This is a genomic window from Bradyrhizobium archetypum, from assembly GCF_013114835.1.
Taxonomy (GTDB): domain Bacteria; phylum Pseudomonadota; class Alphaproteobacteria; order Rhizobiales; family Xanthobacteraceae; genus Bradyrhizobium; species Bradyrhizobium archetypum.
The window spans coordinates 688,600-714,758 of the sequence record NZ_JAAVLW010000001.1 but is presented as its reverse complement, the minus strand read 5'-3'; the positions used below and the strand labels follow the sequence as shown (position 1 = coordinate 714,758).

The 26,159-nt window shown below is 64.2% G+C and carries 18 protein-coding genes; 11 read left to right on the top strand and 7 right to left on the bottom strand.

All coding sequences use genetic code 11. The annotated features are described in order from the left end of the window. Positions 1-57: 57 nt before the first annotated feature. The 3 genes from HCN50_RS03155 (at position 58) to HCN50_RS03145 (ending at position 3,872) form a co-directional block, all read left to right on the top strand. Positions 58-1,335 carry an allantoate amidohydrolase gene (locus tag HCN50_RS03155; RefSeq protein ID WP_171708144.1) on the top strand — a complete coding sequence of 426 codons (1,278 nt, stop codon included), beginning with the start codon at positions 58-60 and terminating at the stop codon, positions 1,333-1,335. Between the two features lie 174 nt (positions 1,336-1,509). Next, positions 1,510-2,217 carry a cysteine hydrolase family protein gene (locus HCN50_RS03150; protein WP_171708143.1) on the top strand — a complete coding sequence of 236 codons (708 nt, stop codon included), beginning with the start codon at positions 1,510-1,512 and terminating at the stop codon, positions 2,215-2,217. Continuing rightward, entirely contained in the window at positions 2,214-3,872 is a 1,659-nt protein-coding gene (locus HCN50_RS03145) for a regulator (protein WP_171708142.1), read from the top strand. The genes HCN50_RS03150 and HCN50_RS03145 overlap by 4 nt, the downstream gene beginning before the upstream one ends. Before the next feature lie 138 nt (positions 3,873-4,010). Here HCN50_RS03145 and HCN50_RS03140 read toward each other — a convergent pair whose 3' ends face one another. Beyond that, complete coding sequence (locus tag HCN50_RS03140) at positions 4,011-4,865, bottom strand: VOC family protein (protein WP_171708141.1); 855 nt, start codon at positions 4,863-4,865, stop codon at positions 4,011-4,013. 74 nt (positions 4,866-4,939) lie between these two features. Here HCN50_RS03140 and HCN50_RS03135 point away from each other — a divergent pair, with 74 nt between their 5' ends. Continuing rightward, positions 4,940-6,244: an NAD(P)/FAD-dependent oxidoreductase gene (locus HCN50_RS03135; RefSeq protein WP_171708140.1), complete on the top strand. Its 1,305-nt coding sequence runs from the start codon at positions 4,940-4,942 to the stop codon at positions 6,242-6,244. Between the two features lie 173 nt (positions 6,245-6,417). Here HCN50_RS03135 and HCN50_RS03130 read toward each other — a convergent pair whose 3' ends face one another. Genes HCN50_RS03130 through HCN50_RS03115 form a run of 4 tightly spaced genes read right to left on the bottom strand, consistent with a single transcriptional unit; the run spans position 6,418 to position 11,498 of the window. After that, positions 6,418-8,049, bottom strand: a complete 1,632-nt coding sequence (locus tag HCN50_RS03130; RefSeq protein ID WP_171708139.1) for an ABC transporter ATP-binding protein — start codon at positions 8,047-8,049, stop codon at positions 6,418-6,420. After that, entirely contained in the window at positions 8,046-8,876 is an 831-nt protein-coding gene (locus tag HCN50_RS03125; RefSeq protein ID WP_171708138.1) for an ABC transporter permease, read from the bottom strand. The genes HCN50_RS03130 and HCN50_RS03125 overlap by 4 nt, the downstream gene beginning before the upstream one ends. Before the next feature lie 4 nt (positions 8,877-8,880). Beyond that, on the bottom strand, positions 8,881-9,858 hold the full coding sequence (locus HCN50_RS03120; protein ID WP_171708137.1) for an ABC transporter permease: 978 nt from the start codon (positions 9,856-9,858) through the stop codon (positions 8,881-8,883). A 23-nt stretch (positions 9,859-9,881) separates the two neighbouring features. Then, positions 9,882-11,498 (bottom strand): ABC transporter substrate-binding protein, encoded by a 1,617-nt coding sequence (locus HCN50_RS03115; RefSeq protein ID WP_171708136.1) that lies wholly within the window; start codon positions 11,496-11,498, stop codon positions 9,882-9,884. Positions 11,499-11,927: 429 nt separating this feature from the next. Here HCN50_RS03115 and HCN50_RS03110 point away from each other — a divergent pair, with 429 nt between their 5' ends. Then, positions 11,928-12,227, top strand: a complete 300-nt coding sequence (locus HCN50_RS03110) for an HU family DNA-binding protein (protein ID WP_028347431.1) — start codon at positions 11,928-11,930, stop codon at positions 12,225-12,227. 258 nt (positions 12,228-12,485) lie between these two features. On the opposite strand, the gene HCN50_RS34180 is transcribed toward HCN50_RS03110, so the two are convergent. Continuing rightward, positions 12,486-12,620 carry a hypothetical protein gene (locus tag HCN50_RS34180; protein ID WP_283812038.1) on the bottom strand — a complete coding sequence of 45 codons (135 nt, stop codon included), beginning with the start codon at positions 12,618-12,620 and terminating at the stop codon, positions 12,486-12,488. A 119-nt stretch (positions 12,621-12,739) separates the two neighbouring features. Between HCN50_RS34180 and HCN50_RS03105 the strand changes: the two genes are divergently transcribed. The 5 genes from HCN50_RS03105 to HCN50_RS03085 all read left to right on the top strand — a co-directional run bounded on the left by HCN50_RS03105 (position 12,740) and on the right by HCN50_RS03085 (position 20,519). Next, positions 12,740-13,585: a CmcJ/NvfI family oxidoreductase gene (locus HCN50_RS03105; protein WP_171708135.1), complete on the top strand. Its 846-nt coding sequence runs from the start codon at positions 12,740-12,742 to the stop codon at positions 13,583-13,585. 78 nt (positions 13,586-13,663) lie between these two features. After that, positions 13,664-14,896, top strand: coding sequence for an MFS transporter (locus HCN50_RS03100; protein WP_171708134.1), 1,233 nt, complete (start codon positions 13,664-13,666; stop codon positions 14,894-14,896). A gap of 45 nt (positions 14,897-14,941) precedes the next feature. Further along, positions 14,942-16,606, top strand: coding sequence for a hydantoinase B/oxoprolinase family protein (locus tag HCN50_RS03095; RefSeq protein WP_171708133.1), 1,665 nt, complete (start codon positions 14,942-14,944; stop codon positions 16,604-16,606). Beyond that, positions 16,603-18,648, top strand: a complete 2,046-nt coding sequence (locus HCN50_RS03090; RefSeq protein ID WP_235976708.1) for a hydantoinase/oxoprolinase family protein — start codon at positions 16,603-16,605, stop codon at positions 18,646-18,648. Before HCN50_RS03095 ends, HCN50_RS03090 begins: the two co-directional genes overlap by 4 nt. A 644-nt stretch (positions 18,649-19,292) precedes the next feature. After that, positions 19,293-20,519 carry an ABC transporter substrate-binding protein gene (locus tag HCN50_RS03085; protein ID WP_171708132.1) on the top strand — a complete coding sequence of 409 codons (1,227 nt, stop codon included), beginning with the start codon at positions 19,293-19,295 and terminating at the stop codon, positions 20,517-20,519. Positions 20,520-20,656: 137 nt separating this feature from the next. Here the strand turns inward: HCN50_RS03085 and HCN50_RS03080 are convergent, their stop codons facing one another. Then, the gene (locus HCN50_RS03080; RefSeq protein ID WP_171708131.1) at positions 20,657-21,871 is read right to left on the bottom strand and encodes a mandelate racemase/muconate lactonizing enzyme family protein; all 1,215 of its coding nucleotides are present in this window, start codon (positions 21,869-21,871) and stop codon (positions 20,657-20,659) included. A gap of 225 nt (positions 21,872-22,096) precedes the next feature. Between HCN50_RS03080 and HCN50_RS03075 the strand changes: the two genes are divergently transcribed. Continuing rightward, positions 22,097-25,429, top strand: a complete 3,333-nt coding sequence (locus HCN50_RS03075; RefSeq protein WP_171708130.1) for a carboxyl transferase domain-containing protein — start codon at positions 22,097-22,099, stop codon at positions 25,427-25,429. Positions 25,430-26,159 lie beyond the last annotated feature (730 nt).

Below are 26,159 nucleotides of genomic sequence, written 5' to 3'. Positions count from 1 at the left end.
CACCCCCACAATGTCGAAAGCGCGCCGCGCGCGCGCGGCGCGCTTCACTGGAACAGCATGAACGAGACACAGACGGCAAGCGGCGAGGCGGCACGATCGCGACTCGGCGATGAAATCGTAAGCCGGATCAATCAGCTCGCGACGATTTCGGAGACGAGCGAACATCTGGCGCGGATCTTCCTTTCGCCCGAGCACCGCACCGCCGCCGATCTCCTCATGTCCTGGATGAAGGATGCCGGCATGGCCGCGCATCTCGACGCCATCGGCAATGTCTGCGGCCGCTACGAGGGTGATTACCCGGGACTGCCCTGCCTGATGCTGGGCTCGCATTACGATACCGTGCGCGACGCCGGCAAATGGGACGGGCCGCTCGGGGTGATCACGGCGATTGCCTGCGTCGCCGACCTGAACCGTCGCGGCTTGCGGTTGCCGTTTGCGATCGAGGTGATCGGTTTTGCCGATGAAGAGGGCGTGCGATTTTCCTCCACGCTGCTCGGCAGTCGGGCCCTCGCCGGAACGTTTGACGACAGCGTGCTCGAAGCGCGCGACGCGAACGGCCTCAGCATGCGCGAGGCCATGGTGCAGTTCGGCCTCGATCCCGGCCAGATCGGTGCGGCGGCACGCAAGCCGGGCGAGCTGCATGCCTATGTCGAGCTTCATATCGAGCAGGGGCCGGTGCTTGAACAGCAGAACCTTCCGGTCGGCGTGGTGACGGCGATCTCGGGCGCGACGCGGCTCGCCGCAACGCTCTCCGGCATGGCCGGCCACGCCGGCACGGTGCCGATGGCGCTGCGGCGCGACGCGCTGGCGGGCGCGGCCGAATGCATCGTCGCGGTCGAGCAGTTCTGCAAGGCGGATAACGCCGGCCTTGTCGGCACCGTGGGCGTCATCAGCGCGCTGCCAGGGGCGACCAACGTGATCCCCGGCCGCGCCTCCTTCACCCTCGATATTCGCGCGCCTGATGATCAGCACCGCACGCAGGCGGTTGCCGAAATCGTGCAGCGGATCAAGGCGATCGCGAAGCGGCGTGAACTGTCGCTGCAGATCGACGTTACCCACGAAAACCGAACGGTGCCCTGCGCGCCATGGCTCAAAGCGCAGGTCGCCGAAGCGGTCGCTGGCGAGGGCTATGGCGTATTCGAACTGCCGAGCGGGGCGGGGCATGACGGCATGGCGATGATCGACATCGCCGATGTCGCCATGCTGTTTGTGCGCTGCCGCGGCGGCATCAGCCATAACCCGGCCGAGCATGTCGAACTTGCCGATGCCGATGCCGGCGCGTGCGTGCTGCTGCGGTTCATCGAGAACTTTAAGCCGCGGCTGCCCAGTTCGTGAGCAGATGCACGTCCGGGAAGCGCCGGACAGCGCGCACGTCCGCACAGCATCTGCAATCAACGAATTGAAAGAACGATCGAATTCGTTTTCACCGGATACTTGCCGCCATTGTACACAATGGCATGCGCCTTGCTTGCCTTTCCCGCGGGAGTTCTCGTTCGGGGCGCGTAGGTCATGGCGAACTCAAGAAAGCTCGCAGCGGAGCCTGAGCCGATCGAGCTCGACTGGACGGCGACCGCGCTCCTCATCATCGACATGCAACGCGATTTCATGGAGCCCGGCGGCTTCGGCGAAACACTCGGCAATGATGTCAGCCAGCTCGCGCGCGCGGTAAAGCCGATCGCTGCGGTGCTGGATGCGGCGCGCGCGGCCGGCATGCTGGTCATTCACACCCGCGAGGGCCATCTGCCCGATCTCTCGGACGCGCCGCCGGCCAAGATCGAGCGCGGCGCGCCATCCTTGCGGATCGGCGATCCCGGCCCGATGGGGCGTATCCTCATTCGCGGCGAGGTGGGCCACGACATCATTCCCGAGCTCTATCCGATCCACGGCGAGATCGTGATCGACAAGCCCGGCAAGGGCGCGTTCTACGCCACCGAACTCGGCGACGTGCTGCAACATCACGGCATCGAGAACCTGCTGGTCTGCGGCGTCACCACCGAGGTCTGCGTCAACACGACCGTGCGCGAGGCCAACGACCGCGGCTATCGCTGCGTGGTGCTGGCGGACGGCTGCGCATCCTATTTTCCCGAATTCCACGAGATGGGCCTGAAGATGATCAAGGCCCAGGGCGGCATCTTCGGCTGGGTCTCCGACTCAGCCGCGGTGCTGGAGGCGCTTTCACCGGTGATTCCAGTAGCAGCAGTAGGGGCATCACGATGAGCACGAGCGGGACGGGGACTGCAGGCACCTCAGGATTCAAGCCGGCGTTATGGACTCCAGGCGACTGGAACGCGCTGTTCGGCTTCGGCACCAACATTCTCGTCAACATGCTGGTTCTGACCGGGCTGTTGCGCTTCGTGTTGAAGATGCCTGACTCACTCGTGTTCGGCCGCATTCTGCCGGCGCTCGGCCTGATGATGTGCCTCTCCACCGTCTACTATGCGTATCTCGCCTACCGGCTGGCGCAGAAGACCGGCCGCAACGACGTCTGCGCGCTGCCGTCAGGCGTCAGCGTGCCGCACATGTTCATCGTCACCTTCGTGATCATGCTGCCGATCACGCTGAAAACCGGCGATCCCGTCAAAGGCTGGTCGGCAGGCCTCGTCTGGGTGTTCTTCCAGAGTTTCATCCTGATGATCGGCGGCTTCATCGCGCCGTACATCCGCAAAATCACCCCGCGCGCCGCGCTGCTCGGCACGCTCGCCGGCGTCTCCGTCACCTTCATCTCGATGCGGCCGGCGCTGGAGATGTACATGACGCCGCAGATCGGCCTCGTCTGCTTCGCCATCATCCTGGTGAGCTGGTTCGGCGGGGTGAAGTACCCGAGAGGAATTCCGGCCGGCCTCGTCGCCATTGCCGCCGGCATGCTGATCGCCTGGGGCTCGAACCTGTTCGGCTTCGGGCTTGGCGGGCTGAGCCTGAAGGGCCTCAGTGATGCCTTCGCCAATTTCGGCTTCTCGGTGCCGCTGCCGGCGTTCGGGCAGGTGTTCTCCGGCTTCGAATTCCTCGGTATCATCCTCGTCACGGCCATTCCGTTCGGCATCTACGATCTCGTCGAAGCGATGGACAATGTCGAAAGCGCGGAAGCGGCCGGGGACGAATATCCGACGACGCGCGTGCTCACCGCCGACGGCGTCGTGAGCCTGATCGGCTGCTTGATGGGCAATCCCTTCATCAACGCGGTCTACATCGGCCATCCCGGCTGGAAGGCGATGGGCGGTCGAATCGGCTATTCGGCGGCGACGGGCCTGATGGTGGTGCTGCTAAGCTGGTTCGGCATCATCTCGGTCCTGCTCGCACTGGTGCCCGTCGTCGCGATTTCGCCGATCCTGCTCTATATCGGCATGCTGATCGGCGCGCAGGCGTTTCAGACCGCGCCGATCAAGCACGCGCCCGCCATCGTGCTGGCGCTGACGCCGCATCTCGCCGCCTGGGCCAAGCTGCAGATCGACACCATGCTCGGCTCGACAATCACGGCCGCGCAAACCGTTGGCGGTCTCGCCGCCGACAAGGTCGACGCGGTCAAGATGGCGGCGATATCGGCCCTGCCGCAGCAGGGCGTGCTTTATCGCGGTCTGGAAGTAATTGGCGGTGGCTCGATCCTCGCCGGCCTCGTGCTGGGTGCGATCGGCGTCTTCGTGATCGAGCGCGACTTTCTCAAAGCCTCGGCCTTCGCAATGGCCGGTGCCGTCATGACCTATTTCGGCTTCATGCACGGCGAAGCCGTCGGCATCGGCGGCGGCCTCGGTGTGACGCCGGGTGTGGCGCTGGCCTATGCGGTGATGGCGGCGGGGTTGTTCGCGCTGGCGAAGACGGGCGCCAGCGTCGCGTACCGTGCGCCCCCGGAGGTGGCGGCCGCGGCACCGGCGGAGTGAACCGCCCGTCGCGTTCCCCGGACGCAGCGCATCGCGTCAGCGGTGCGCTGCAGAGCCGGGGTCCACGCCGCTTCTGGGTCCCGGCTCTGCGAAGCAGCGTTACACGCTGCATCGCGTCCGGGACACGAGCACTCCGACTTACCCCTCGACGAACGCCAGCATCGTGCCGTTGCCCGCCGCCGGCGGCACCACAACGCCACCGGCGCTCTTTACGCCGACAGCGCCCAGCGCCTTTTCCGCTGCCGCGACATCGGCCGTGATCACCAGTCCCGCGCCGCCACGCTCCGGCAGGCCCGTCAGCGGCACGTCGGGGTAACGTGTGCCGAGCTGGGTCTTTGTCAGGAATACGAAATCGGCGCGGTCGCCGCCTGAAGGCACTGCAATGACGCCGTCCGGCTCGACCCTTGCTTCACGATCGATCATGCTCGCAAGTTGCGCGGCATCGTCGGCCGGCTCCGGGGTGACGATCAGCACCTGCTTCAGCCGCTTGGCGCCATTGGCGTGCTTCATCAGTTCGGGAATCCAAACCGTCTCGCGCGTCTTGTGCTGGCAGGCAAAGATGCGCACGCCGCCCGGCGCTTCCGCCGTCGGCCATTGGAAGGTGCGAAACTTGGCGGCGGATATCGTGCCATCGGGCATCGTCACCGGCCGTTCGAAATCAGTCGGTCCAATCGGCGGGTAGCCGCGCGCGCGGATCTCTTCCGCGCCTGCGGCGGAATCCACCGCCGTGAACGCGATGCGCTCGATGCCTTCGCCGTTCTTTTCCAGATACGTCCGGGCCGGAGCATTGTGTTCTGTCGGCGTCAGCACGCCGAGCAATTCCATATAGTCGGGATCGAACATGATGGTGTAATTGCCCGATCCCATATGCGCACTGTGGGTGCCGCGCGGCGAGACAGTGAAGCCGAGCCGCTTGTAGTTTTCGGCGGCCCTGTCGAGATCTTTCACCATGACCACGGCGTGATCGATGCCGATGACGTTTTTGAGTGGCACTCTTTTGTTTCCTTGAGGCTTGTGAGCGGATTAAGCTAAGCAGAACGATCCGGCGGCTGCAAGAAAGGATACCGATGAATACGAGCAACGTCCGCTGGCCCGATTCCCTGTGGGCCGCGATGACGCCATCGGGACCTGAATTGCCGGAATTGACCGGCGCGCAGCAGGCGGACGTGATCGTGATCGGCGGCGGTTTCACCGGCCTTTCCACCGCGCTGCATCTGCGCGAGGCCGGCGTCGATGTCGCTGTTGTCGAGGCGGCGGAGCCGGGGTGGGGCGCTTCGGGGCGCAACAATGGCCAGGTGATCCCGACCCTGTCGCGGCCCGATCCGGAGGACATTGTCGCCAGGCACGGCGAGGCGGGAGAACGTTTTGTCGGCATGCTGCGCGACAGCGCTTCCTATCTCTTCGACGTAACGCGGCGCTACAACATCGACGCCGAGGGGGAACAGACCGGCTGGGTTCAGCCGGTACATTCGCCGGGCCGCATCAAGATCGCGGAGCGACGCGTGCGGCAATGGTCGAAGTTCGGCGCGCCCGTCGAATTGCTGTCGCGCCAGCAGACACGCGACATGCTCGGTTCCGATGCATGGTTCGGCGGGTTCTGGAACAAAACCGGCGGCCACATCAATCCGCTGGCGCTGGCGCGCGGTCTGGCGTGCACGGTGCTCGATCTCGGCGCGCGCATTTACGCGCGTTCGCCGGCGGAAAGTTTCCAGCGCCGGGGCGACCGCTGGGTGGTGAAGACGGCAAGGGGCGAGATTTCCGGCCGCGCGCTGGTGGTGGCAACCAATGCCTATAGCGGCGAATTCTCGAGATCGCTGGTGCCGGAGATTGCACGCGAGGTGATGCCGGTGCTGTCCTGGCAGATGGCGACACAGCCGCTGTCGGACAACGTCCGCAAGACCATCATCCCCGGCCGGCAGGCGATGTCCGATACTCATGGCGATCTTTATTTCGCGCGCTATGACGCGCGTAACCGTCTCGTCACCGGCGGCGCGGTGATCGGCCCCGGCAACAAGGTCGAGCGCATCAAGGCGCGCGTCACCGAGCGCTTGCAGCGGCTGTGGCCGCAGATCGGCGAGGTCTCGTTTGACTATGTCTGGAACGGCTATGTCGGCATGACCACGGATTTCCTGCCGCGCATCCACAAGCTCGGGCCCAACGCGTTCGGCTGGACCGGCTGCAACGGGCGCGCGGTGGCGCTGACCATTCCGCTCGGCAACGAACTGGCAAAAGCCGTCCGTGGCGTGCCGAACAACGAACTGGCGCTGCCGTTCACCGAGCCGGTGCCGATTGTCGCGCATGGCATCCTGCGCAAGCTGGCGCCATTGATGCTGCTGGTCTATCGGCGCAGAGATGCAAAAGAGATGTCGTGACGCATGATGAGCTGCCACTTCTCCCACTCCCCATCCTTCACGGGGAGAGGGTCGGGGTGAGGGGCTCTCTCCGCGAATCCAAATGAGCGTTGGAGTATGTGGAAGCAGCCCCTCACCCCAACCCTCTCCCCGCGAAGAGCGGGGAGCGGGAGAAGAGACACCGCCCGCTAGAGCTACACCGCCTCCGTGGCATGCTCCCGGGCGAACTCGCCGCCCGGGATCGAATCCAGTAGTGCCTGCGTATAGGGATGCTGCGGATTGCCGAACACTTCCGCCGCGCGGCCGTGCTCCACCACTTCGCCGTCCTTCATGACCGCAACGAGGTCGCAGATCTGCGCCGCAACACGCAGATCATGGGTGATGAAGACGATGGAAAGCCGAAGCCGCGCCCGCAATTCAGCCAGCAGTTTCAGCACCTGCGCCTGCACGGAAACGTCGAGCGCCGACACCGGCTCGTCCGCCACCAGCACGTCCGGCTTCAGCGCCAAGGCGCGGGCGAGACCGATGCGCTGGCGCTGGCCGCCGGAGAATTCATGCGGATAGCGGTCGCCGGCGGAAGGGTCGAGCCCGACCAGCGCGAACAGCTCCCTGGCGTGCGCGATCGCTTCCGCCCGCGGCGTGCCATGCACGATCGGCCCTTGCGCCACCAGTTCCGCCGCCTTGCGGCGCGGGTTGAGCGAGGCAAACGGGTCCTGAAACACCATCTGGATGTGGCGCGTCTCGCGGCGGACCTCTTCACGCGACATCGTCGCCCAGTCGCTGCCATCGAGCACGATTGATCCGGTATCGGGATCGATCAGCCGCACGATGCAGCGCGCCAGCGTCGATTTGCCGGAGCCGGATTCGCCGACGATGCCGAGCGTCGCACCGCGCGGCAGGTTGAGCGAGACATTCTTCACGGCCGGCGTCACCCGCGCGCCGCGCCCGAGAAAGCCCCCGGTGCGATAGGTTTTCGAGACATCCGTGATCGTCAGGATGTTATCGGCTGCCAGCACGCGCGGCGGTGGCGCCTTCAGCGGCGGCACGGCGGCGATGAGCTGCCTGGTGTAGGTATGCTGCGGACGGTGCAGCACATCGGAAGCCGTGCCGTGCTCGACGATGAGGCCATGCTGCATCACCACCACGCGGTGGGCGATCTCGGCCACCACGCCGAAATCATGGGTGATGAACATCACCGCCGTCCTGCGGCGCTGCTGCAGGTCGCGGATCAGTTTCAATATCTGCGCCTGTGTGGTGACGTCGAGCGCGGTGGTCGGCTCATCGGCGATCAGCAGTTTTGGATCGAGCGCCAGTGCCATCGCGATCATGGCGCGCTGGCGCTGGCCGCCGGAGAGTTCATGCGGATAGGCCCTTGCCGCCAGCTTCGGATCGGGAATGCGCACGTCGGCGAGCAGCGCCAATACTTTCGCGCCGATCTCGGCCTTCGACAATTCGGTATGGGTCGAGAACATCTCGGCGATCTGGTCGCCGATGGTGCGCAGCGGATTGAGCGCCGTCATCGGCTCCTGGAAGATCATCGCAATGCCGGCGCCGCGGACCTCGCGCATTTCAGCAACCGAAGCTGCGCAGAGGTCGCGGCCCTCGAATAACATTCGGCCGCCATCGATCGCCACCTCATTGGGCAGCAGCCGCATGATCGCATTCGCCATCATCGACTTGCCGGAGCCGGATTCGCCGACCACGCAGAGGATCTCGTTGGAAGCGATTTCCAGCGACACGCCCGATAGCGCATGTGCTCTATCCGCGCCGCCGGGCAGGCGGACGCTCAAGCGATCGAGCGAGAGGATGGTATCTTTCGCGCTCATCGGCCTTTCAGCCTCGGATTGAGCGCATCGTTGAGGCCCTGGCCCACCAGCGACACCGCGAGAACGGTAACGAGGATGGCGATGCCGGGGATTGCCGAGACGTACCACTGCACCCGCAGCACGTCGCGGCCGAGACCGATCAAATTGCCCCAGGACGCGACGTTCGGATCGGACAGCCGCAGAAAGGCGAGCGCGCTCTCGAGCAGGATCGCCACCGCCATCACCACGCTGGCATAGACGATGACCGGTGGCAGCGCATTGGGCAGGATCTCGCCGAAAATGAGCTGGATATTCTTCATGCCGAGCGTTCGTCCGGCCTGGACGAATTCGCGGTTGCGCAGCGACAAAAATTCCGCGCGGGTCAGCCGCGCCGGCGCCGGCCACGATACCACGCCGACAGCGATGGTCACCGTTGTCAGCGTCGAGCCGAACACGGCAACCAGCACCAAGAGCAGCACGAAGTTTGGCAGCGTCTGGAACGCTTCGGTGATCCGCATCAAGACATTGTCGACCCAGCCGCCATAGTAGCCGGCGAAGGCGCCGACCAGGATGCCGATCAGGATCGCGATCGCCGTGGCGACGCCGCCGATCAGGAGCGAGATCCGCGCGCCGTAGAAAATCTGCGCGGCGATGTCGCGTCCCGAATTGTCGGTGCCGAGCAGGAAGCGCGGGTTGGAGAACGGCCAGACCAGCGGCCGGCCGGCGAGCGCCAAGGGATCGCGCGGATAGAGCCAGCCGGCCGAGATCGCCATCGCGATCACGATCAGGAGCAGGATCAGGCCCGCGATCGCGGCGGGACTTCGGAAATAGCGCTTGACCGCATCCATCGCGCTAGCCCTCGGCCGTAATGCGCGGATCGAGCCGCGCATAGATGAGGTCGACGACGAAGTTCACGGTGATGACGAGCAGTGCCGAGACGAATACGATGCCGAGCAGCGTGTTGAGGTCGCGCTGCACCACCGATTCATAGGCAAGCCGGCCTAGGCCGGGCAGCGAGAACACGCTTTCGACCACTACCGATCCGCCCAGCATGGTGCCGGCCTGCAGCCCGATCAGCGTCACCATCGGCAGCAGCGCATTGCGCAGCACGTGCCGCGTCACCACTCGCGTCTCGTCGAGCCCCTTGGCGCGCGCGGTCCGGACATAATCGAGGTTCAGCACCTCCAGCATGGAAGCGCGCATGATGCGCAGGTAGATCGCCAGGAAGATCAGCCCGAGGGTCAGCGTCGGCAGCACCAGATGGCTCGCGATATCCAGCACGCGCCAGATCCCGGTCCGCACCGCGCCGATATCCTCGAAGCCGCCGGGCGGCAGCCACTGCAGGTAAACGGAAAACACCACGATCGCCATCAGGCCGAACCAGAACGAGGGCGTGGCGTAGAAGATCAGGCCAAGCGTCGAGATCAGCGTGTCCGGCCAGCGGTTGACGCCGCGCGCTGCGATCACGCCGAACACGAGGCCGAAGAAGAACGCAAACGACAGCGACGCGGTCATCAGGAGGATGGTCGGCGGCAGCCGCTCCAGGATCACCGAGGCCACCGGCTTGCCGTAGATCGAGGAGAAGCCGAGGTCGAGCCGCACCAGTCGCCAAAGGTAATTGCCGAGCTGGGCGGGAATGGAAAGGTCGAGCCCGTAGAATTTGCGCAGCTCGCGCGCGGTTGCGGCATCGCCGCCGCCCATCTGCGCCATCATGGCATCGACAGTGTCGCCCGGCGCGAACTGCAAGAGCAGGAACACGCCGATCAGGATCAGGATAAGGGTCGGGATCGAGGCGGCAAGCCGCCGCCCCGCAAGGGTCAAGATGCGCATAACCTATCTTGGCGGATTACGGCTTAGGCCGAAAGCCAAAGATCGTGCCAGCTCGTCGATCCCCAGCGCGGAGTATTGGAATGGTTGCGCGCCTTGGCCGTGATCGTGGTGACGAAAATCTGCTCGATCGGCATCCAGACCGGCAGCTCGGTATTCACTTCCTTGACGAACTGGGCATAGAGCGCCTTGCGCTTGGCCGGATCGACTTCGGTCGCAGCATCGTCGATGGTCTTGTCGACGTTCTTGTCTTCCCACCCCCACTGGTTGGTCCATGGCGCGCCCTTGGGCTGGCCGGAGCGGTACCAGACCGTGGTCGAGACCGCGGGATCGTTGCGGTATTGATGCCAGCCGGTGGCGAGGTCGAATGCGTGTTCGTCATAGACCTGCTTGAGGAAGCCGCCGCCGTCGTTGCGCACGATCTCGACGGGAATCCCGACCTCACCGAGCGATTGCTGGATGAAGGTCGACCACAGCGAGATGTCCTCACCCCACGGCGCGGGCAACAGTTTGAGCGAGAAGCGCGTGCCGCCGCGGCCGGCCTTGAAGCCGGCTTCGTCGAGCAGTGCGGCCGCCTTGGCCTTGTCATAGGGATATTGCGGCGTGTCCGGCCCCGGATAGAAATCGGTCGAGGTCGAGGGGATCGGTCCGGTGCCGAGCTTGGCGAAATCGCCGAGGAAGTTGTCGATGAAGAACGGCACGTTGATCGCGTGCGCGATCGCGCGGCGAACCTTGATATCGGACAGTTCCTTGCGCCGGAAGTTGAATTCCAGCGTGTTGGTCCGCGCGTTGCCCTCATTGCCCTTGGTGGAGACGATGAAGCGCTTGTCCTTGCCGAGGCGAGCGAGATCCGAGAGCGTCAGGCTCGAGAATGGAGCATAGTGAAGTTCGCCGGCTTCCATTTGCGCGGCCGCAGCTGCGCGATCGGTGATCACCTTCCACACGATGCGATCGAGATAGGGCGCATTGGGCCGCCAGTAATTCTCGTTGCGGTCGGCGATGATGTATTGCCCGCGCTCATACTTGACGAACTTGAACGGGCCGGTGCCGACGGGGGCGAGGTTGGTCGGGTTCTGCCTGATATCGCCGCTCTCATAGAGATGCTTGGCCGAGACATAGCCGAGGTCGGGCAGGGCGCGCAGCAACAGGTTCAGCGGCATCGGCCGCTCGTATTTGAACACCGCGGTGTGGGCATCCGGTGTCTCGACCGCGGTGAGGAAGAGCTGCAGCGTCGATCCGTAATTGAGGATCTTCTTCCACATGTTCATGGCAGTGAATTCGACGTCGGCCGAGGTGAACGGCTTGCCGTCGTGCCAGGTGACGCCCTGGCGCAGCTTGAAGGTCACCGTCTTGCCGTCAGGCGTGGCCTCCCAGCTTTCGGCGAGCACGCCGACCGGTTGGCCGTTGGCATCGAGATCGACGAGGTTCTCCTGGATCTTGCCGCTGATGATGTAGACGCCGGTGGAAGCCTGGATGCTCGGGTTGAGCTGGCGCTGCTCGGCGGCGTAATGGACGGTGAACACGCCGCCCTTGCGTGGGGTTTCCTGGGCGAAGGCGCGCATTGGATTGATCACGTTGGCCGCGATGGCCGCCGACGTCAGCAGCGCGGTGCGGCGATTGATTTCAAGGCGCGTCAAATCCATGCGAAGTCTCCGAACACGATACTGATGGCGAACCGTTCACGCGTCCGCCTTGGCCGCGATGTTACGATGGATCGGGAGCGCGAGTCATTTTCAAATCAACGCGGTGGCCTGGAAAATCCTTCCTGAAAACAACGTGCTTGCCGCCGATCCATCTGCGCATTCGTCCTGCCGGAAGGCAAATTCACGGCCCGCTCCGATAGAGACGGGGACTGGAGAGCAGCCCCGGATTGTCCGGAAATGGGGCGTCGGGGTTCGCTGAATCCCCCTAAAAATAGGCTCCGGAGGGCTTCCGATGCGAAAAAACCCCGGAAAAATTGGACGAATCACTGCAACTCGACTAGCGAGATAGCTGTGCAGAATGTCGAAAACCCTATTTTCTAGGCGTTTTTCGCCATATCGTCGCCCTGTGCCAGAATCAATGGAGCAACCATGGCCACCCAAATGTCTAAGTCGCAGCTGATCGAGAAGATCGCGACCACCACCGAACTTTCGAAGAAAGAGGTCAAGAACGTGATGGACACGCTCGTTGACGTCGGTCACAAGGAGCTCAAGAAGAACGGGCTATTCCTCGTTCCTGGCTTCGCGAAGTTCGTCGTGGTCAAGAAGCCGGCGACCAAGGCTCGTAAGGGCACCAACCCCTTCACGGGCGAAGAAATGATGTTCAAGGCCAAGCCGGCCCGCAAGATCGTCCGGGCCCGCCCGGTCAAGGCCGCCAAGGACGCGGTTTAAGAATCAATCTCCCTCGCCCCGCTCTTGCGGGGAGAGGGCTGGGGTGAGGGCTGCCTCCGCGACCTCTCTAGTACAGGTGCTCGCGGAGAGTCCCCCTCACCCGAATTCAAGCTGCGCTTGAGTTTCGACCTCTCCCCGCAAGCGGGGCGAGGTGACCTGAGTTTGCTGCACGTAATGCCTTGCATCACTGCTGCTGTTCGCCGTCGACATTGATGGCGGTGCCGCTGATGAACGACTCCTACCAGAATCTTGTGCTCGTCACCCTTCGCTCGCCATCACCTTGGTCAGCGCCATCCCGGCCGCCCGTGAGACCGGAGGCAACGCGCGCTCGCGTTCGATGACGAACGCGTGAGCGGCGGAAATACCATCCGGTTGGGCAGGCGTCTCCGACAAGGATTTTCCCTGTTTGCCGCCGCCGGGAGCGGCAATGTTGCTATTTTCGAGCGCGCCTTGTGAGGCCCGGCGGTCACGCCAACATCAAGCAGAACAACAATGGAGTCCAGGAGACCACCATGGGCCTGCAGCAAGCCAAACTCGAATCGCTTCCCTTCGTCACGGCCGAGCTGAACTATCTCGCGCCGACAGCGGGAAAGCCCCGCACCTACGCGTTCGATCCGCCACCGGGCGAACCCAAATCCACCGCGCTGCCCGAACCGCACAACGTCCCGATCTTCGACGCGCGACTGATCGCCGCTAATCTGTCCTTGGACCGCGAAGGCTTTGCACTGGTCCGCCATCCTACCATCGTCAAAAATTTCTACGACGACAAGGAAGTGAGGAACGTCTACTATCCCGCCGTGGAAGCCTTCCTGAAGGCGACGCTGAAGGCCGATCGCGTCTTCATCTTCGATCACACCGTGCGCAAGCGCGTCGAAGGCGCCGCCGATATCAGAGGCGCCGGCCCGCGCCAGCCGGCCACGCGCGTCCATGTCGATCAGACCGATAAGTCAGGCGCCAACCGCGTTCGCGAGCATCTGCCAGATGAGGCGGACGAACTGCTGAAGGGACGCGTGCAGGTCATCAATGTGTGGCGCCCAATCCGGGGCCCCTTGCGTGATACGCCGCTCGCCATGTGCGACGGCCAGACCGTCGAGCCGGGCGATCTCATCGCCTCCGATCTGATCTATCCGAACCGCACCGGCGAGACCTACTCCGTAAAATACAACCCGAACCATCGCTGGTACTACATTCCGGAAATGCGGACCGACGAGGCGTTGCTCCTGAAGTGCTACGATTCCGCGACCGACGGCCGCACGAGGTTTGGGCCGCACACCGCCTTCACCGATCCGAGCACGCCGGCCGATGCGCCGCCGCGCGAGAGCATCGAGCTGCGAACGCTGGTGTTCCACAGGAACTGATCGCGGCGAGCAGCCGGATTCGCATTCCCGCGCTATTGATGGTACCTCGCCCCAAAACAGCTTGGGGCGAGACGGCGCATGGACGGCAAGGCTGATAGCGCGGATCCCAATTTCCGCGCTTTGATTTTCGCGCTTCTGGCGCTGGCCTGCGGCCATATGCTCTCCACGCTGCTGCGGACGATTCCGGCCGTCAGCCTCGACGTGATGGCGGCGGATTTCGCAACTGCCCCGCAGACACTGGCAAGCCTCACCTCGATCTATCATTTCGCCTTCGCCGCCTCGCAGATTCCGGTTGGCGCCGCGATGGATCGCTTCGGCGTCCGCCCGGTTTCCCTGAGCCTGCTCGCCGGAACCATCGTCGGCGCGCTGGCATCCGGGTTCGCCACGGGGCCCGAGGGCTTTCTGTTCGGGCAATTGCTGCTCGGCATCGCCACGTCGGGCATGCTGATGTGCCCGATGACGCTGGCAGCCAAGCAGATGTCGGCGGCGCGCTTCGGCCTGTGGTCCGGCATCATTCTCTCGGTCGGCAACATCGGCATGTTATTATCCTCAAGCCCGTTGGCCTTCGTCGTCGAACATTTTGGCTGGCGGGCAGGGTTCTGGATCTCCGCCGGCCTCGGCGCCGCCGTCGCGCTCGCGGTGTTTGCGCTGGTCCCGAAACAGCCGGCCGCGCATGCCGATCCGTCCTCGCCGCTGTCGCAAATGGCCGAGGTGTTGCGCATCGGCCTGTCGTATCAGTTGCGCGGCCTGATCGCGCTGGCGCTGGTGTCGCTCGCCGCCTCGCTCGTACTAAGGGGACTGTGGGGCGGCCCATGGCTGATGGAGATCAAGGCGCTCGGCCGCGTCGAGGCCGGCAACGCGCTCGGCCTGTTCACGCTCGCGCTGATCGCCGGTCCCGTACTGATGGGGATTGTCGCTCGTACCATCGGGCATCGCCGCGAAGTGCTGGCGGCGACGCATTGCTTTGCCGCGCTGCTGCTCGCCCTGATGGCGGCCGGCGCGCCAAATTATCCGCTTTCTGAGCTGCTCGGCATAAGCGCCGTGCCGGCGCGGATCGACGGCGCGCTGTTTATCCTGATCGGCATCGCCATATCGACGCAGCCGTTGCTGTTCGGCATGACGCAGCAAATGGCGGGCGCGCAGAATGCCGGCAAGGCGCTGTCGGCCATCAACCTCGCGTTCTTCCTCGGCGCCGCGCTGATGCAATCGGCAACAGGCGTGGTCGCGGCGATGCTGGGCCTGCCAGCGGTGCTGCTGTTCATGGCGGCGGCCTTGATCGTGGGGACGATCGTGTTTTTACTGTATACCTGACCCTTGGCCTCGGTTTCGAAGCGCCACAAGCAATAACGGGTAACCATGTCCGCCAAGATCGACCCTATCACGCGTTCCGTCGTCCAGCATCGCCTCAGTTCGATCGTGAAGGAGATGGGCGAGGCGATGCTTCGCACCTCCTATTCGCAGATTCTCAATTCCAGCCGCGATTTCTCGCTGGCGATCTGCGACACGTCGGCACGGCTGATCGCGCAGGCCGATCACTTGCCGGTCCATGTCGGCGCGTTGCCGTGGGCGACGATCGCCGTCGAGGAGCGGTTCAAGGACGTCGCGCAGGGCGATGTCATCCTGCTCAACGATCCCTATTACGGCGGCAGCCATCTGCCTGATCTCACCGCCTTCGTGCCGGTCTTCGCCGGCGGCAAGCGCCTGCTCTGGACCATCGTGCGCGCGCACCAGAGCGACATCGGCGGCGCCACCCATGGCGCCTACAATCCAGCCGCCACCGAGATCTATCAGGAGGGGTTGCGTGTCCCGCCGATCAAGCTCTACGAGGCCGGCAAGCTCCGCGACGATCTGCTCGATCTCTTGGCGCTGAACATCCGTAACCCCCGGGAATTCCGCGGCGACCTCGCGGCGATGCTCGGTGCAGCGCATCTCGGCGAGCGGCGGCTGTCGCGGCTGTTCGGCGAATTCGGCGCGCCCGTGGTCGAAGCGGCCATGGAAGCGATCCTCGACGCCACGGAGCAGCAGACCCGCGCGGTGGTTTCGACATGGAAGGATGGCGTGTTTTATGGCGAGGCGTTTCTCGATGATGACGGCCATGGCCGCACCGACATCCGCATCGCTGCGAAGGTCACCAAGAAGGGCAGCGACGTCGAGGTCGATTTGTCCGACTGCGACCCGCAATCGACCAGCTTTGTGAACTCCTCCCACGCCAACATGCAGGCGGCGGTCGCGATGGCGTTTGCCTATCTGATCGACGCCGAAATTCCGAAGAACACCGGCGCGCTGCGCCCGCTGAAGGTGATCGCAAAACAGGGCACGGTGGTGTGGGCCGATCCGGGCAGGCCGGTGACGCTGTGCACAAGCCATCCCTCGAATGAAATCGTGGAAGCGATCGTGAAGGCGCTGGCGGCGTCGTGTCCGGAACGCGCGATGGCCGGCTGGAGCCGAAGGTTCCGGATCGCAATCCAGGGCGAAGACCCGCGCACGGGAAAGAATTTCATCTGGCACCTGTTCCAGGCGCGGCCCGGCGGCGGTGCGTCGTCCGGCGGCGACGGCTGGTCGTCGATCGGCGAGTGGCATTCGGTCGGCGGGCTGAAGTTCGGCAGCCTTGAAGTCGCCGAGGTGCGCTTTCCCCTGCATTTCCGCACCCATGAATTCCGCCCCGGTTCGGGCGGGGACGGCCAGCATCGCGGCGGCCTCGGCGTGTCGCTCGATCTGGTGCTGGAAACCGAAAAGCCCGCCAAGGGCAACACGGCCGGCGACGGCGCGCGCCATGGTCCCTGCGGCATGCTGGGCGGCAAGGACGGCAAGCCGCATCGTTATCGTCTCTTGTCCGAAGGCCGCCAGCCGCGCGTGCTCCGCACCAAGGAAGTCGGCATCGAGCTGCGTCCCGGCGACTGCCTTGAGATCCGTTCCTCCGGCGGCGGCGGCTGGGGGCCGCCGGACAAGCGATCGGCCGAGGCGCGCCGGCGCGACCGCGAGCAGGGCCTGACCGAAGCGGCGGAGCAGGCGTCCTCATGATGTTCAGGATAGGCGTTGACGTCGGCGGGACCTACACCGATCTGGTGGCGACCGATGAGAGCGGGCGCACGATCTTCGCAAAATCGCCGTCGACTCCGGCGGATCAATCGCTCGGCGTGATGGCTGGGCTCGAGGAGCTTGCGCTGCGCCTGAACGTCACGCGCGCGGAAATGCTTGCCGCGACCGAGCGCCTCGTGCACGGCACGACGGTTGCCACCAATGCGCTGCTGGAGCGCAAGGGCGCAAAAGTCGCGCTCATCACCACCGAGGGCCATCGCGACGTCATCGAGATGCGCGAGGGCCTCAAGCCCGACCGCTACGATCTGCGCTCGCCGCCGCCGGTGCCATTGGTGCCGCGCGACTTGCGGCTTGGCGTTCGGGAGCGGCTTCGTGCCAACGGCGAGGTCCTGATTCCGCTCGATGCGAAATCGCTCGACGACGCGATTGCCGGCATCCGGCAGTCCGGCGCGAGCTCGGTCGCGGTGTGCTTCCTGCATTCCTATCTCAATCCCGCGCATGAACTTGCCGCGGTGGAACGGCTCAGACAGGCGCTGCCTGATATCAGCATCTCGCGCTCCAGCGACGTGCTGCCGCAGATCAAGGAATATGAGCGCGTCTCGACCACGATCGTGAACGCCTATGTCGAGCCGATCGTGCGGCGCTATCTGACCAATCTCGAAGCGCGCCTCGCGGAAGCCGGATTCAAGGGCAGTCTGTTTGTCGTGCTCTCGCATGGCGGCATGGCGCCGGTTGAAGAAGCCTCACGCCTTGCCGCAGGCACCGTGCTGTCGGGTCCTGCCGGCGGCATGTCCGGCGGGCGGCGCTGTTCTGATCTGGTCGGCATTCCCGATCTGGTGCCGTTCGACATGGGCGGCACCTCGACCGACATCTCGCTGATCTCGGGCGGGCAGGCCTCGCTGTCGGCCGACGGCATGCTCGCCGGGCAGCGCATCGCGCTGCGTAGCCTCGATATCGCGAGCATCGCGGCCGGCGGCGGCTCGATCGCCAGCGTCGATGCCAGCCGCACGCTGCGGGTGGGGCCGGAGAGCGCCGGTTCGGTGCCGGGCCCGGCCTGCTATGGCAATGGCGGAGAGGCCGCGACCGTCACCGACGCCAATGTCGTGCTCGGCTATCTCGATGCCGCAGCCTTCATGGGTGGCAAACGCCCGCTCGACCGCGCGGCGTCGGAAGCCGCGATCGACCGCGTCGCCGCCGCGATGGAGCTGTCGCGCATCGAGGCCGCCGCCGGCATCTACCGCATGATCAACCTGAACATGGCCGACGGCATCCGCCTGATGACACTGCGCCGCGGCGTCGATCCCCGGAAATTCGCGCTGCTGAGCTTCGGCGGCGCGGCCGGCCTGCATGCAGCCGAGGTCGCGCGCGAACTCGAGATCAGGCGCATCATCGTGCCGACGGTGGCTTCGGTGCTGTCGGCCTGGGGCATGCTGACCAGCGATCTCCGCTACGAAGTCGGCCGCACGCATTATGGTGCCGGCGTGCGTATCTCGGCGGATGAAGTGCGCGAGCTGTTCGCCGGGCTCGAGCAGCAGGCCGCCGGCCGGCTGCGTTCGTGGTTCAACGGCAAGATAGCGATCGAGCGCTCCGCCGAGATGCGCTACGGCGAGCAGATCTTCGAGATCGACGTGTCGCTAGACGGCCTCGACTGGAACGCGCCCGATCTGGTCGAACGGATCGAAGACCGCTTCCACATCAGGCACGAGGAATTATACACCTACGCCTCGCGCGGCCAGGAGGTCGTCTTCGTCAATGCCCGCGTTGCGGCGATCGGCGAAGTGGAGCGGCAGGACGAAGGCGCACGCGAGGCCGCATCCTCCAGCGCCTGTTCGCCACGCAGCAAGCGCCAGGCCTTCTTCGGCGGCTGGCGCGAAGTCCCCGTCTATGCGCTCGAGGAGCTGCAGCCGGGCCATACGTTGATGGGGCCAGCGATCATCGAAGCCGAGACCACGACGGTGCTGGTCGACACCGGCGATCAAGTCAGGGTCAATCCGTTGGGCTGGCTGGATATTGAGCTGCGGTGATGCCGTAGCCCGGATGAGCGCAGCGATATCCGGAGTACTACCGGTATCGGCCCCTACACGGCCAATCTCGACCATGCACACGGCCAAGACCCAATTGGTTCGCCAGCCACAACGGAACCGTTTCCTCTTGAGGTCCATAGCGTATCACCGGCACTACGGGCCCGCCGCATGGATCGACCCGGTCGTCTTCAGGGCGATAACGATATCGTGGAACGATATTGTAATCCCAGTAGGGGGTTGGCCTTACGACGGGCACCCTGATGATGGGCCTTTCCCGTGGTTCACGAACGACTTGGGCGGTCTGCGCATGCGCTGCGGTACTAAACGTGCCCAGGTTAGACAGGACCAGGGCCGTTCCCAAAGCTACGATCGTTATCCTCATGCCTCGACCTCCTTGCCACACACGGCTTAGATGCAAATCGGATATCCAGCGATGTTCGAATTCGTGCCGCTGCTGAGGGTATATCGGACATCAAACGCGCCTGAACCGCAACGTCTCATTTTATGAAGACTGCCGACCCATCTGGCGTGGCAATGCCGCGCCACCAACATTTCATTTTAACAACCTGAATTCCCGCGCTATCATCGTCATCGCTGGGTGGCGTCACGAGCTCTGAACTGCTCGACGTTCGAGGGCCGCGTTGATGAAAACAAGAATAAAATGGCTGTCACCAGCCTTCGCATTGTTCTTGGCATCGATACTGGCCGCCCCGCAGCCAACGCGCTCCGCCGGTGTGACCGATACCGAAATCCGCATCGGCAACATCATGCCCTACACCGGCCCGCTGGCCGCGTTCGCATCGATCGGCAGGGCGGAGGCTGCCTATTTCGACATGATCAACGAGCGCGGCGGCATCAACGGGCGCAAGATCAGGTTCATCTCCCGCGACGACAGCTCAAATCCGAGAACGGCGGTCGAGCATACCCGTGAGCTGGTCGAGCAGGAGCGTGTGCACCTGATGTTCGGGTCGTTCGGCACGCCGAGCAATCTGGCGACGCGAAGCTATCTCAACGAGCGAAACATCCCGCAGCTCTTCGTTGCTTCCGGCGACGAGGAGTGGGCGCACCCGAGGCGGTTTCCGTGGACGATGGGCTGGCAGCCGACATTCCGTTCGGAGGGCAGGATCTACGCGAACTATATCCAGGCCGCTTATCCAAGCAAAAAGATCGCCGTGCTCTGGCAGAATGATCAGTTCGGCCGCGACCTGTTCCGGGGACTGCAGGAGGGGCTTGGCATCACCGCCAACATGATCGTTGCCGACATTGCCATCGATGCTGACATGTCGATCGATACCCAGGTCGACATCCTCAAGAACTCCGGCGCCGAAGTGCTAGTGCTCAATTGCGCGCCGCCGATCTCGGCGCGTGCCATCCGCAAGGCCGCAGAACAGAGCTGGTATCCGGTGTTGGTGCTGGTTAATGCAGCGGCGTCGATCGCGAACGCGCTGCGGCCGGCGGGACTTCAGAATTCCGTCGGCGTGATCTCGACCTCGTTTTTGAAGGACGCCAGCGACACTACGTGGAAAGATGACGCTGGCATCAAGGCGTGGCTGGCGTTCATGGACAAGTACTATCCCGATGGCGACAAGGAGGATGGCAACGCCATCTTCGGCTACGCCGCGGCCGAGACCTTGGTGCAGGTTTTGACCCAGTGCGGCGACGACCTGTCGCGCGAGAATATCATGCGGCAGGCGGCGTCCTTGCGGAACTATCAGAGCACGGTCGCATTCCCGGGAATAACTGTTAACACCGGGCCGGCCGACTTCCACCCGATCGAACAGATGCGGCTGGTGCAGTTCGACGGCAGCGCCTGGCAACCGATCGGCGACGTGATCGAGAGCGCGTTTCTCGGTGTGCCGGGAGATAAGTGAAGTTCTGATTCCATCCATCATGGCTGTCATCGCCCGCGAAGGCGGGCGATCCAGTACGCCGTGACGCTCGCGCTCAAGCCGACAGGCCGCAGCGTACTGGATACCCCGCATGCGCGGGGTATGACAGGCGAGCTCCGCTACTTCTTCTGCCCGTAGTTCAACAGCCCGCCCTTGCTCTTCGGCGGATGGGCGCGCAGTCCCTCCTCGTTGGGTTCGGTGCCCCAGCCGGGACGGTCCGGAATCACCAGATGGCCATCGACGATATCAGGCACATGTGCGAACAGTTCGTGGTCCCAGGCGAGGCGATCGATGTCGGTTTCCATGATGCGCAAATTCGGCACCGCGGCCGAGAAATGCGCGTTCATCATGGTGCAGAGGTGGCCATAGAAATTATGCGGGGCGACGTTGACCTCGTAATGCTCGGCGGCGGCGGCAATCTTCATCGATTGCCAGACCCCGTTCCACGGCGTATCGACGATCGCGACATCCATCGCCTGCTCGTTGAAATAGGGCAGGAATTCGCGCAGGCCCAATAGCGTCTCGCAGGACGAGATAGGGTGTGGGCTCTGACGGCGGATATAGCCGAGCGCTTGCGGGTTGAAGGTGTCGAGCTCGACCCAGAACATGTCCATGTCCTCGATGGTGCGGAGGATCTTCAAATAGCCTTCGGTCCTGGCGTTGAAGTTGAGGTCGAGCAGCAGATCGACATCGGGGCCGGCGCCGTCGCGGATCGCCTCCAGATGCATGCAGAGGTTTCGCAGCACCGTTCGGTCGACATTGAGCTCAGGCTGGAATGGCGAGCCGAAGCCGGGCCGCCAGCCCTGCGGCTTGCCGTCGGCATAGACGAAGATGTTGGTCTTCATCGCCGTAAAGCCTTTTTCGCGCACCTCGCGTCCGATTCCTTTCACGCCATCGAGATCGGTGATGGCCGGCTTGAACCAGTCGGGATGGTTGATGCGCCAGGTTGCGCAGTGCGACCAGTAGACCCGGATGCGGTCACGGATCTTGCCGCCGAGCAGTTCGTAGCAGGGCACGCCCAGCGCCTTGGCCTTGACGTCGAGCAGCGCATTCTCGATCGCGCCAAGCGCGAGCGCCACCACGCCGCCGGCGGCGGGCCGCGTCGCGGCAAACAGCTCGGCATAGATCCGCTCGTGCTGAAACGCGTTGTTGCCGACCACGCGCGTACCGAGCCGCTCGATGGCCGTGGTCACCCCGGGCGCGCCAAAGCCCTCATCGTACTCGCTCCAGCCGACAATGCCGTCCTCGGTTGTGATCTTGACGAAGTGATAGTTCCGCCATCCAGCGTCGCAAGCGAGTGTCTCGATGCTTCTTATTTGGGTTGCTTTAGCCATGCGTTCGTTGCCCCGCCTGTTGTTGTCGTTGGTTGATAACAACAATGGATGGCCTGAACGGTCAATGACGTGTGACTTCCGGTGATTTCCCGTTGTGCGGAACAAAATTCCACTTGCATCGCAATTCCCGCAAGGCTGTCATGTTCGGCAACAAGAATCTGGATCGACAGCGGTTTTGCGCTGGAGAAATCAGGCGGCGAACGTTAGAGGCCGAACGGAACGTCCATGTCCTTCCACAAGCTGCTGATCGCCAACCGCGGCGAGATCGCCATCCGCATCGCGCGCGCGGCGGGCGACGCAGGGCTTGCCACGGTCGCGATCCATTCCGCCGACGACGCCCAGTCGCTGCATGTGCGCGCCGCCGATGCCGCGCATGAAATCCCCGGGCGCGGCGCGCGGGCCTATCTCGATATCGAGGCGGTGATATCGGCCGCCAAGGCGAGCGGTTGCGACGCCATTCATCCCGGCTACGGCTTCCTCAGCGAGAACGCCGCGTTCGCCCGGCGCTGCATCGAGGAGAGCATCGTCTTCGTCGGGCCGTCGCCGGATGCGCTCGACCTGTTCGGCGACAAGGCACAGGCGAAAGCGCTGGCAAAGCGATGCGGCGTGCCGGTCATCGAGGGCACCAGCGGGCCGACCAGCCTGGAAGAGGCCAGAGCCTTCCTTCAATCCCTCGGCGAGCGCGGCGCCATCATGATCAAGGCGATTGCCGGAGGCGGCGGCCGCGGCATGCGCATCGTCGACGATTCGGCGCGGCTGGAGGAAGCCTATGCGCGCTGCCAGTCCGAGGCGATGGCCGCCTTCGGCAGCGACGGCGTCTATGTCGAGCGCCTGATCCGCAACGCCCGCCATATCGAGGTGCAAGTCATCTGTGACCATCATGGCGCGATCAGCCATCTCTGGGAGCGCGAATGCACCGTGCAGCGCCGCAACCAGAAGCTTATCGAGGTCGCGCCGAGCCCGTCCTTGAACGACGCGCTGCGCATCCGCATCATCGACGCCGCCAAGGAACTCGCGGCTGCCGCCAATTACGACAATCTCGGCACTTTCGAATTCCTGGTCGATAACGACGCCCGTACCAGCGACAAGGCCTTTGCGTTCATCGAGGCCAATCCGCGGCTGCAGGTCGAGCATACCGTCACCGAGCAGGTGCTCGGGCTCGATCTTGTGCAGTCGCAGCTTGCGGTCGCAGCCGGTGCCACGCTCGGCTCGCTCGGCCTGGCCCAGGGCTATATCCCGCGGCCGCGCGGCTTTGCGATGCAGCTTCGGGTCAATATGGAGGTGATGGACGAGACTGGCGCAACCAGGCCGACCGGCGGGACGCTCGCGATGTTCGATCTCCCGTCCGGCCCCGGCGTCCGTGTCGATACGTTCGGCTATTCGGGTTATCGGACCAGCACCGCCTTCGATTCGCTGCTCGCCAAGGTCATCGTGCATTCGCCGGGTGGTAACTGGACCGACGTCGTGCACAAGGCTTCGCGTACGCTGCGCGAGTTCCGCATCGACGGCGTCGCCACCAACCTGCCGTTCCTCGCGGCGATCCTGGCCCATTCGGATTTTGCCGAGAACCGCCTCTCTACCAGCTTCATCGACCGGCATGTCGCCGATCTCGTCGGCGAAGCCAAGCGGATGGTCGAGGCGACCGCGGAGGCGGCGCTGGTCGAATCCGGCAGCGCTGCCGATGACGAGACGCTCGCGGTCGCGGTTGCTGCGTCGGCAACCGGCCCGGCAGATTCGGTGGCCGTGCCGGCGCCGCTGCAAGGCACCATCGTGGCGGTCGATGTCAGGGAAGGGGACCTCGTCCGCCCGGGGCAGCAGATCGCCGTGCTGGAATCCATGAAGATGGAGCATCTGGTCACCGCGCCGCATGGCGGGCGGGTGACCAAGATTGCGGCCGAGGCCGGCGTGACGCTGATGCAGGACGAAGTGATACTTTATCTGGAGCACGCCGAGATCGACGCCCATGATGCGGAGGAAGAGGAGGATGTCGACCTTGACCACATCCGCCCCGATCTGGCCGAACTGATCGAGCGCCACGCCATCACGTTGGATGAAAATCGCCCGGCGTCGGTCGAGCGCCGCCGCAAGACCAATCAGCGCACGGCGCGCGAGAACGTCGCCCATCTCGTCGACGAAGGCTCGTTTGTCGAATATGGCTCGCTCGCGATTGCCGCCCAGCGCCGCCGCCGCACCGTCGACGATCTCATCCGCAATACGCCCGCCGACGGCCTGATCTCGGGCGTCGCCACCGTGAACGCGCATCTGTTCGGGGCGGAAGCCGCCCGCTGCATGGTGATCGCCTATGACTACACCGTGCTCGCCGGCACGCAAGGCCACATGAACCACAAGAAGATCGACCGCATGCTGAGCCTTGCCGAGCAATGGCGGTTGCCGCTGGTGTTCTATGCCGAGGGTGGTGGCGGCCGTCCCGGCGATACCGACTGGCTTGGCATGACCGGCCTCGACGGCCCATCCTTCGTGCAGTTCGCAAAACTCTCCGGCCTCGTGCCGGTGATCGGCGTCGTCTCCGGTTATTGCTTCGCCGGCAACGCCGCGATGCTCGGCTGCTGCGATGTCATCATCGCCACCAGGAACGCCTCGATCGGGATGGGCGGTCCGGCGATGATCGAGGGCGGCGGGCTTGGCGTCTATCATCCGGCCGAAGTCGGGCCGGTGTCGTTCCAGTCGCCGAACGGCGTCATCGACATTCTGGTCGAAGACGAGGCCGAGGCGACGATTGCCGCGCAAAAGTATCTCTCCTACTTCCAGGGCGCTGTCACCGACTGGAAGGCGCCGGACCAGCGCCTGTTGCGGCGGGCGATCCCGGAAAACCGGCTGCGGGTCTACGACATCCGCAACGTCATCGACCTCCTGGCTGACGAGGGTTCGGTGCTGGAAATCCGCCGGGATTTCGGCGTCGGCATGATCACTGCCTTCATCCGCATTCAGGGCAAACCGTTCGGCCTGATCGCCAACAATCCAAAACACCTCGGCGGCGCGATCGACGCGCCGGCCGGCGACAAGGCAGCGCGCTTCATGCAGCTTTGCGATGCCTTCGACATCCCGATCCTGTCGTTGTGCGATACGCCGGGGTTCATGGTCGGCCCCGAAGCCGAAAAAACCGCGATCGTGCGCCACGTCGCGCGCATGTTCGTGACCGGCGCAAGCCTGACGGTGCCACTGTTCGGCATCGTGCTGCGCAAGGGCTACGGCCTTGGCGCGCAATCGATGATCGGCGGCGGCTTCCACGCTTCCTTCTTCACGGTGGCCTGGCCGACCGGCGAGTTCGGCGGCATGGGGCTGGAAGGCTACGTGCGCCTCGGCTTCCGCAAGGAGATGGAAGCGATCGAGGATCCGGTCGAGCGCGAGAACTATTACAGGGCCAAGGTCGCCGAGCTCTACGCCAACGGCAAGGCGGTCTCGATCGCTTCCGTGCTCGAGATCGACGAAGTGATCGATCCCGCCGACACGCGGCACTGGATCATGTCGGGCCTCCGCTCGGTGCCGAAGCCGGGAGCGCGCACGACAAAGAAGCGGCCGTGCATCGATCCGTGGTAGCTGATCCGTAGCGTGGGCAAAGGTGCAACAGCGCCGTGCCCACCATCTGTCAATCGAGCACGCTGCTTGATCGTGGGCACGCTGTCGCTTTGCCTGCCCTTCCTGCCAACGTATGTCACTTGTCCGACGGGGCAAATCACTTCTGATTTTCAGAAATCGTGTCAAGTCCCGCAATCAAAAATATTCCGCTTTCGTTTTCACCCAAATCACTCGCATAACTCCGCCTGTCTCGCGGCAGATGAGGGGCGTTGGCCATCGTCACTAACGTGCGGTGAGATGCGATGGACGCGGATGGCGTGCGAGACGGACGCGCCGGATGCGTACGGTGAAGTCGTGTGGTTCGGACGCCGCGGTGCTGGCGTTAAGTGGGCGGGAAGTGTCCCGCCGACGACGGAGGCAAAAGAGCCGTTCTCCGGGGAGAGCACGAAGTAAGCCGTAAAGCCATTGCGCAGGGAAGGCCGGGATGCTCCCGCTGTACCTGTATGCTCGTGTGCATTTTCTTGATGCGCAAGCAGCACATGAGACCGCGGGTGCGGCGCGCACCCGGTCTTCCCTGCGCCCTCTGAATTGGAGAGGGCGGGAAGTTGAAAGCAAACCTCGGGCGCAATGCGTCGCGAGAATGCGAACCCACATTCAGTCGTCATGCCCGCGAAGGCGGCGATCCAGTATTCCAGAGACGTCAGTGATTCGACGGAGAAGCCGCAGTGTACTGTATCCCCGCATGCGGGGG